Below are 9195 nucleotides of genomic sequence, written 5' to 3' on the forward strand. Positions count from 1 at the left end.
ATAGACGACATCTTTTTTCTTCGTTTTAAATTCGCGTATAAACATAACTCTATTATACGACAGCTTTAAAAAGGAGTCAACACAAAAATGAATTTAATTCTATTTTCGGTCACTACATTTGTGATTTTGGATTATTTTTTACCGTTTTATGCGGTTTGTGAGCACTGATTTGGCTGAAATTGCTTAATTTCTATGCTTTTACTCGAAATCCGGGTTAGGGCCGATGGATCATCAATCAAATCAATGTAGGTTGTTTCATCCGCTCCAGGGATCAGCTCATGAGCGCTGATTACATGACATAGGTCACTTTCTCGGTCGCTCCTCTTCTCCCAGGGAGAGGAAAACCTCAAGCCTCTGGAGATATGCCCTTTAATGGCCACGCTGGCGTAAGTGGAGAATTTGACATCATAATCAGGATCAAACCCTTTAGCAGCTTCAATCAAGCCAATATTCCCCAATTGAACAAGATCATCACGTTCAAGATACGATATTTCAGTGAGATTATAGTATTGATTAACAAAATGATGGATAAGGCCCTGGTTATTTTCAATGATTTGATCCAGTGCCGATTTGTCCCCATTACGATAAGCCATAACCAATTCTTCATTCGACATGATGTTTCTCCCGTTTTTATTTTATTATATCATTAAAACGGCTTTATCATCAGCTTTATAAACCCATGACTTGGGGACAATTTGGGGACACTTTTAAATTTTTTGAGGATTTACGATTGTTTTTCATGAGGGTTTATAAGAAGATGAGTCAGTAGAATGGCTATTTAATCGGAAATATGAAGATAGTGAGAGATAGTGTTATTTAATATGATTAATTCGTAATCAGTAGGTCGGGGGTTCGATTCCCCCCGCTAGCTCCAGTAAGAATAGCATGAGAGAGCCTTTTGGTTCTCTTTTTTTGTTTGCGAGGCATGTTGCCGAGCTAATGGTCTGAAGGAAGCTGATGGCGGCTGTTGGAGCGGAACGCAAGTGAACCAATGTTGGTAAATATGATGGATAACTTTTCAAAAAGTGGGAACGTCCGAAAATTAGCAGAATCATATATATTTAGATGGTCGCTTTAACAACAAGCGGAGCAACTTAACCTCGGAAGTACTGTATCTGAAGCTGTAGGTTTGTTCACAAGGGAAACCAAGGGACAAAAGGAAGGTGCAGTATGCAGATGAAGCCGTAGTAGTTACGAACATCACGCCAGGGAAAGCCAGAAATGGACTGGAGGAGAAAACGTGAAAGATGCCGTTTTTAATAACGGTGACGGGTCGGGGTCAAAAGCCCTTGTCTGATGCGAAGGGCGGAAGAAATTTCAAAGTCTACTTAGAAACATACGGAGTGAGAGTGAAGGTGTTAAACGAAGGCTGAAAGGCTGGAAGGTCCGAAAGAATTGGCATAAAATAGCATGCGAATTCTCTTGACGACACAGATTTGAAGTAATTCGTGGAATAGAGATAAGATTGCCAGAGGCTAGAAACGTCAAAAGAAGCGAACGAAGAACAGATAGCTCAAGTGAAGAATGCCGGAAAAGTAAAGCAGGAATGGAGGTGGAACATGAAGAAATGGTGCAGCCTGATCGATAAGATCTATCGAAAAGAAAAATTAGAACTGGCATTCAGAAAGGTCAAACGAAACCATGGAGCTCCCGGAATTGACGGAGAAACGGTTTTGGATTTTAATGAAGCGCTGGAAATAAATATTGAGTTTCTTCATCGAAGCTGAAAACCAACACCTATGAACCAGACCCAGTCAGACGGGTGGAAATTGAAAAACCGGATGGCGGCATACGGTTATTGGGCGTACCGACTGTCAAAGATAGGGTCGTCCAACAAGCCATTGTGAATATTATTGAACCAATCTATGAACCGACCTTCCATCCATCCAGTTATGGTTATCGTCCCGGGCATTCACCGCAACAAGCCGTTGCCAAGGCTGAACGCTTCATGAATCGGTACGGACTGACCGAAGTGGTGGATATGGATCTGAGTAAGTGCTTTGATACCCTTAATCATGAGATTCTGATGAAGGGGGTGGCCGAACGCATCAGTGATGGAAAAGTTCTGGGGATGATAAAGAAGTTTCTAAAATCCGGGGTGATGCAGAGCGATCAATTCATCGAAACAGAGGTCGGCAGTTGCCAGGGGGGAGTCATTTCACCGTTACTCGGCAACATTTACCTCAATCAGTTTGATTAGAAAATGAAGGACAAAGGCCTGCGTATTGTCCGATACGCTGATGATATGCTTATCTTTGCAAAAGATAAGCAGAACGCCGGGAATTACGAAGCCTATGCAACCAAAATTCTGGAACAAGAACTGAAACTGAAGGTGAATGAGACGAAAACAAGGCTAACCAGCGTAAGAGAAGGTGTGACATTTCTGGGCTTCGTGATTTATGCGAAATATCTGGCAATCAATCCGAAACGGATCAAACGTTTTAAGGACAAAATCAGAAATATAACCAGAAGAAATGCCGGAAGACCACTTGAAAAAGTGATAAAAGAGCTAAATCCGGTGCTCCGGGGATATCGGATCGCCAACATCAAATCATTGATTACAGAGATGATGGCATGGATTCGGCGCAGATTGCGAATGATAAAGATGAAGCAATGGAAAACACATAAAGCCATGCATAAGGAAATGAGAAAACAGGGGATTAAAGGCAGCGGTGAAAAGATGGCGGTGACGAAATGGAAGAATTCAAATGTCCATATTATCTACATGCTACTCTCGAACCAGTACTTTGAAGATCTGGGACTCATCGATTTTGGTCAATATTAAGTTGGGTTACTGTGAATTATTATTAATTCGGTGAGAGATTTCAGGAGCCGTGTACGGCAAACGTAAGCACGGTTCTATGAGCGCAAAGAAATCCGGACTAATTATCCGGATTTCTAGCTACTCGATATTGTATCGACTGAATGAAGAAGTCGAAAACCCCGCGTTGGTGTTTATTCGGTGTTTAATTTGGTAAAAAATAAGCTCTGCAATAAATTTTACAGAGCTTTTGAGGTGAAAATGTCTTCCAGGGTGTCGCTTGCTTTTACATCAGCTGTCTTAATGGCATGGGCATAAATATTACCGGTTGTGGAAATATTGGAATGACCCAGGCGTGAAGGGTAGTGTAAATTATTTTGTGCTTTTGCGAATTCCAGGTTAATGAAAAATACTAAAATGAAAAATTGATGTGCAGATTGAAAGATTAAATTTCAAGTCTATTTTTGCACATGATTCAAAGGCTGTCAATAATGAATATTGGCAGTCTTTGATGTTGCCAGGCTTATTCGACGTCTACGAGGCTGATTCTGTCTTCGAAATAAATTAAAAGCTGTTCCAGAATTTTCGACCAGTTTCTTGGTCGGCCGTTCCATTTTTTGTGATGTCCGTCATCGCTAGGTAGAGCATCTTAAAGAGCGCGTCATCTGTAGGGAAAATCGATTTTGACTTGGTCACTTTTCTGAGCTGGCGGTTGAAGTTTTCAATCGCATTGGTCGTATAGATCAGCTTTCTCAATTCCGGGGGATATTTGAAATAGGTGGATAAATCCGCCCAGTTATTATGCCACGAGCGGACGGAGCTGGGATATTTTTTGCCCCATTTATTTTCCAGCGCTTCCAGCTGTTGCAAAGCGATATCTTCAGTGACTGCCTGGTAAACTAATTTCAGATCGGCCATAAATGGTTTGATGTCTTTGTATGAAACAAAACGGGTGGAATAACGGATCTGATGAATGATGCAACGCTGAATCTCCGCATTGGGAAAGACCGCATGAATGGCATCTCCAAAACCGGTTAGCCCATCAACGGAGACGATGAGAATGTGTTCAGTGCCACGATTCTTTATTTCGTTGAGTACACCCAGCCAGTATTTAGCACTCTCATTGCCACCTACCCACATGCCCATGACTTCCTTAGTACCATCCAATCGCGTACCAATCGCAATATAAACGGCCTTTTTAATGACGGCATTGTCCTGTCGGACATTGTAGTGGATCGCATCCATGAAGACGATCGCATATTTATTGGACAACGGCCGATTTTGCCATTTTTTTGTAATGGGCAAAATCTTATCCGTCATTTTTGAAATCATCGTGGGTGAGGCATCCACTCCGTAGACATTCTGGAGATGTTCAGTTATATCTCTGGTTGTCATCCCTTTTGCATACATCGACAGAACTTGATCTTCGATCGTCGAAATATCGGTCTGATGTTTCTTTACCACCTGAGGTTCGAATTCACCATCCCGATCTCTCGGAATATCAATCGTCAGATCCCCCATCGATGAAGTGACTGTTTTCTTGCTGTAGCCATTACGTCGATTGTCGGTTTCCTTATTGGCATAATCATATCGGGATTAACCCAGATCATCTTCCAGTTCAGCTTCAAGCATTCCCAGGAGCGTATCTACCCAACAGATCCTTCAGCATGGACTGAACATCGCCAGCATCCTCCGGTTGATAGGTTGCCAGAAGTTGACCGATTAATTCTTTTCGTTCTTTGGTGAGTTTTCGTTGTCTTGCCATAATAAAAATCCTCCCAGATTAATTTTATTTTATCATTAATCTGGAAGGATTTTCCACTCTGACACAAAATTATTTACAGTCTCGCGTGAAGAAACCGTTTTGAGATCCACACCATTGGCAATCAAAATGGATGCGTTAGTGTGCCGGAGTGAGTGCAGGTGTACCGGCTTTAGTTCATGTTTTTCAGTAAATTTCTTGATATATTTACCAATTGTGTCTAGGTTCATTGGTTCACCGTTCCACCTGGTAAAGATATAGCCACTATCTTGCCACCGATCGCCAACTTTTATGTGCTGCTCCAGTTGCCATATCTTATAAGTTATGCTCTTTTAGAAATCTAAACTTTATTATAATTATTGACAAGATTTTTAACAATAAAGAATACAACTAGTTTTGCTTATAATCAATTAAACCCATCCACGATAATACAAACATCATTGAGAATCGTTTATTTGTTAATAATGATTATTTACGTTCATCATTATTGTTAATATATTGTTTTTTTATACGAGTAGGCATATAATAGTAATTACTGAGACTACTCTGCCCAAGGAACACAGATTAAATATTTAAATATTTTTTTCTTAAGGAGAAATTATTTTGGAATTCAAAACAATTAAAAACATATCTGAAATCAACGATGAAAATACAATTTATTTAAAATATATTTATTTCGATGATTTTGGTTATTGTACTTCATATAAAGCCTATTACTATAAAGATTTCACAGAGCATCTTTTAGGTCATCTAAAAATTGGTTACAAAAATCTATCCAATGCTGTTAAACCTGGCTTATCAAGTAATGGTTTTCAATCATATTCAGTAGAAGAATTATTACCCCAAAACTCATTTTCTGAATTGGATGACAATTTCTTTTCACTTGGGGAAGATATTTCATATTATAAAACTATAACTAATTTATTTAATCATGATTCAGATGACTATTTTAAGAAAATTAAAGATTTAGCATATGATTTAGATACTTTCCAAATACTGTATGATTCTAACGAACCAGCCCTAATAAATTCTCTCCTAAGATCAATCCACTATCCTACTATAGAACAGTTTCATCGAATTATAAATGGAGAATCAGAATTAACAAACTATAATTTTTCTTTTCGTTACAAAGACCAGAATATCAAATTGAATATCGATCCAGATTCTTTACCTCCCACAAATATTCATGTATTAATTGGACGAAATGGGGTTGGGAAGACTTGGCTTTTATTACAGATTGTTCATTCAATTTTAAAAACTATGAATTATGATCTAAGCAGTTATAAATCAAACAAATATGAATTATCTGAAGATTTTACTTCATCAGTCACTTCGAATACATTTGCAGGTGTTATAGCAGTGTCGTTCAGCGCTTTTGATGATGGATTCTCATCCATTTCTTTTGAAGAATATGAAGGGAATAATAAAAAAAATTATATAAACTTAGAAAGAGATCAAAAAAATGATGATTTTAATAAGAAATTCAAATACATAGGTCTATCTCATAAAGCTCCTGGATATTACGGGGTGGCAGAGCCACCCAATCTCCTGAAATAGAGCCAGATGATCCGTTGTCCGGAGCCACTGCTCCGAAAGAGGGAGCCAGTGCCTAAATGGCTCCCATATTGCTTGAATTATTTTATGTTGCGCTTTCTTCGTCGCATCGAAACATCGCCATCAATGATCATCGTGTAAGCCGATGGGACAATGCGGTCAAGGATTGAATCAGCCAGAGCGCCGCTGCCCAGGCGTTCATGCCAACCTTCAGCAGTAAATTGAGAACAGAAAATTGTGGAAGTCTGACCACAACGGATTTCCATCAGCTCCAACAGATCACGCTGTTGTGTATCTGTAGTGGGAACAAGCAGAAACTCATCCAGGATCATCAGGGAACATTTTCTGAATTGATTGAGCAGATGATGGTATTTACCTTGAATCCGTGCGGCTTCGAATGCGCAAAAGAGATCCGGCAGGCGAATGTAGCGTGCTTTATAACCGGATTGGCAGGCATTTACTCCCAGTGCATTGGAAATATAGGTTTTACCATTATGTGAAGCTTTACATAACGGTAATTATGTGAAGTTTTATGTTATGCAAAGTCGAAAGCGAAAATCCTTGATATCATCTCTTTTTTCCGCTTCTAACTTTACATAATAATTGCTCACTTACAAATACAAATATTTTTTAGCCATACCATCAGATTTTTATCATCGTTCCAGTCCGGTTGCATTGGAGTTCCTGCGTTTACATAAGCAGCTTCAAGAGCTTTACGTTTTGTTTCCGAATCGGCTCTTGCATAAATTTCCGTGGTTGTAATACTTACATGTCCTAAGAAATCGCGTATATAAATTAAATTTATATTTGACTGCAATAAGTGCATGGCTTTGGTATGTCGAAATACATGGGGCGTAACCTTCTCCGGAAAAATGATATCGGTATTGTTTTTGGCTTTATCTACATACTTCTGTATAATATATGTAATACCTGCTCGCGTCAGTCGTTCATTCCTGCTATTGAAAAATAACGGCGAATCCAGTTTTTCGGGTATTTCCCAAAACTGCTGCTCCTTTAAATATTGAACCAGCATCTTGTTTGTCCGGCTCATTAAAGGAATACTTCGGATTTTTCTGCCCTTTCCCAAAAGGGTAATGGTGGCCGGCGCAGATGTTCGAACGTCCTTCACAGAAAGATTGATGAGTTCCTGAACACGGGCACCGCTATCATAAAGCAGTGTGAGAAGCATTAGGTCTCTGCGACCACGTTTTATTGAAATATCCGGTTCATTTAAAAGTACAGACATCGCTTCAACAGAAAGATAAGTCATGTTTTCGTGAGTGCATTTTTTTGATGGTATTGCCATGATCTTCTGGAGTTCAAAGAGATTTTCAGGAAGCTCCGTTTCAACATATCGCACAAACGCATGAATACAGGCAAGTCGCTGATTTCTTGTAGAAACAGAGCAATTTCTCTCTTTTTCCAGCCAGTCAAGAAAACCTGAAATCAGTTCAGTATTAAATTGTTTCATAGTCAGACGCTCAATCCGGTTGCCGGCGATGCTTTGGTAATACTGTAAAAACAAACGAAACGTATCGCTATAGGAACTAACGGTGTTTGAACTAACATTTCTCAGAGTCGGCAGATATGATCCAAGGAATGAAGTCAGATATCTGGCAAAATCAGTTGTCTTCATCAATATCCACCTCGGGTATGACCCAACCATAGTCAACATCCAAAGTATTTACAATATCCGGATACAATTCTGCTGTCAGACGTAGGTAATACTGACTACTTCGAATACCGGAATGTCCCATGTATGCGGACAGGTAAGGAAGGGCCGTGGTCAAATCTTTTCCGCTTCGAACCCAGTTTCTCAGGCAATGTACTGCAAAAGTGTGACGAAGATCGTGAACTCTCGGTCCTTTTCCACGCCCACCATGGGATATGCCAGCAGTTTTGAGAATCAACCGATATGGATAGGTTATACTAAATAAGACAGTTTTTATTCGGACATGTTATAATAAAAAAATATAGAAACGAGGAAATAACATGTCACAGTATACCGATGAATTTAAAAAGCAAATCGTTAATCTTTATAATAATGAGAAGTCGCCTTCTGAGATTATGAAAGAATACAAAATTGCAAGGTCAACCTTACACAAGTGGGTAAAAGATTATAATGGTACTCAATCATTTAAGGCCAAGGATAATCGAAGTCTTGAAGAAATTGAACTTCTAGCACTCAAAAAAGAACTGACTCAATTACGAATGGAAAATGATATTTTAAAGCAGGCAGCACTGATAATGGGACGAAGATAGCGATTATTAAGGCAAATCGTGACAAGTACAGTATCAGTGCAATGTGCCAATTTTTACAGATAGCCAGAAGTACCTATTACAATGAAAGCAGCCCTAAATCTCACTGCTGTGCAAATGAGAATCTCATTATTTCAATTTTCAGAAAGAGCCGTAATAATTATGGCACCCGGAAGATTAAAATAGAATTAGCTAAAAAAGGGCATCAACTTTCAAGACGCAAAATCGGTAAAATTATGAAGAAATACGCCCTGGTATCGAAGTATACAGTCAAGCATTTTAAAGTTCATAAAGCGACTTGCAATGAAGAAAAAACAGCCAATCTTGTCGCTCGAAAATTTGATGAACGTCCATTATTAGAAGTCGTCGTCAGCGATTTAACTTATGTTAATGTGAACGGCAAGTGGCAGTATATTTGCATTCTTCTTGATATTTTCAACCGTGAAATTATTGGTTATGCTGCGGGCAAAAACAAAGATGCGACACTCGTTTATAAAGCCTTTTCCACTGTTAAGTCAAATCTGGCTGAGATTGCTATTTTTCATACTGATCGTGGGAATGAATTCAAAAATAAACTGATTGACGAACTGCTGAGCACTTTTAATATTCAACGATCATTAAGCAAAAAAGGATGCCCTTATGATAATGCCGTAGCCGAAGCCACATTTAAAATTATCAAAACAGAATTTGTGTTTAACGAAACTTTCAGCGACCTGGCAACATTGGAATATCAATTATTTGACTATGTCCATTGGTTTAATAATGATCGGATTCATGGCTCATTGGGCTATCTTTCACCAGTCGATTATAAGTGTATGATGTCCGCGTAATTTTTGTCCAAAAAAGGGTTGCCTATCCA

General features: G+C 39.0%; 7 protein-coding genes and 3 pseudogenes. 5 read left to right on the forward strand and 5 right to left on the reverse strand.

Annotated elements, in window-relative coordinates; translation table 11 throughout:
- Positions 1–146: 146 nt before the first annotated feature.
- Entirely contained in the window at positions 147–614 is a 468-nt protein-coding gene (locus tag QZ998_RS11865; protein ID WP_296560864.1) for a sigma-70 family RNA polymerase sigma factor, read from the reverse strand.
- 945 nt (positions 615–1559) lie between these two features.
- Between QZ998_RS11865 and QZ998_RS11870 the strand changes: the two genes are divergently transcribed.
- From QZ998_RS11870 to QZ998_RS11880, 3 genes and pseudogenes are all read left to right on the forward strand, one after another.
- A complete protein-coding gene (locus tag QZ998_RS11870) occupies positions 1560–1727 on the forward strand; it encodes a hypothetical protein (protein ID WP_296560866.1) in 168 nt (55 codons plus the stop codon).
- A gap of 35 nt (positions 1728–1762) precedes the next feature.
- Positions 1763–2338, forward strand: a pseudogene (locus tag QZ998_RS11875) (reverse transcriptase domain-containing protein); the annotation flags it as partial.
- A 54-nt stretch (positions 2339–2392) separates the two neighbouring features.
- Positions 2393–2785, forward strand: coding sequence for a group II intron maturase-specific domain-containing protein (locus QZ998_RS11880; RefSeq protein WP_296560874.1), 393 nt, complete (start codon positions 2393–2395; stop codon positions 2783–2785).
- Between the two features lie 499 nt (positions 2786–3284).
- Here QZ998_RS11880 and QZ998_RS11885 read toward each other — a convergent pair.
- Positions 3285–4526, reverse strand: a pseudogene (locus QZ998_RS11885) (IS256 family transposase).
- A 35-nt stretch (positions 4527–4561) separates the two neighbouring features.
- Complete coding sequence (locus QZ998_RS16930) at positions 4562–4849, reverse strand: tyrosine-type recombinase/integrase (RefSeq protein WP_366512448.1); 288 nt, start codon at positions 4847–4849, stop codon at positions 4562–4564.
- Between the two features lie 277 nt (positions 4850–5126).
- Between QZ998_RS16930 and QZ998_RS11890 the strand changes: the two genes are divergently transcribed.
- Entirely contained in the window at positions 5127–6080 is a 954-nt protein-coding gene (locus QZ998_RS11890) for a hypothetical protein (RefSeq protein ID WP_296560868.1), read from the forward strand.
- A 77-nt stretch (positions 6081–6157) separates the two neighbouring features.
- Here QZ998_RS11890 and QZ998_RS11895 read toward each other — a convergent pair.
- Positions 6158–6559 (reverse strand): annotated as a pseudogene (locus tag QZ998_RS11895) (ATP-binding protein); the annotation flags it as partial.
- A gap of 125 nt (positions 6560–6684) precedes the next feature.
- Positions 6685–7713 carry a site-specific integrase gene (locus tag QZ998_RS11900; protein ID WP_296560870.1) on the reverse strand — a complete coding sequence of 343 codons (1029 nt, stop codon included), beginning with the start codon at positions 7711–7713 and terminating at the stop codon, positions 6685–6687.
- A gap of 356 nt (positions 7714–8069) precedes the next feature.
- On the opposite strand from QZ998_RS11900, the gene QZ998_RS11905 reads away from it, so the two are divergent.
- Positions 8070–9166, forward strand: a protein-coding gene (locus QZ998_RS11905) for an IS3 family transposase (RefSeq protein WP_296560871.1) whose coding sequence is annotated in 2 segments (ribosomal slippage) — positions 8070–8304 and positions 8304–9166 — 1098 coding nt in all. Because the reading frame shifts where the segments join, the coding sequence is not laid out codon by codon here.
- Positions 9167–9195 lie beyond the last annotated feature (29 nt).

Source organism: uncultured Acetobacterium sp., from assembly GCF_927416815.1.
In the GTDB taxonomy this organism is placed as follows: Bacteria; Bacillota; Clostridia; order Eubacteriales; family Eubacteriaceae; genus Acetobacterium.

Coding starts and splice junctions, on each gene's coding strand:
- QZ998_RS11870 (WP_296560866.1), top strand. CDS start 1,560: ATGAAGAAATGGTGCAGCCTGATCGATAAGATCTATCGAAAAGAAAAA.
- QZ998_RS11865 (WP_296560864.1), bottom strand. CDS start 614: ATGTCGAATGAAGAATTGGTTATGGCTTATCGTAATGGGGACAAATCG.
- QZ998_RS11900 (WP_296560870.1), bottom strand. CDS start 7,713: ATGAAGACAACTGATTTTGCCAGATATCTGACTTCATTCCTTGGATCA.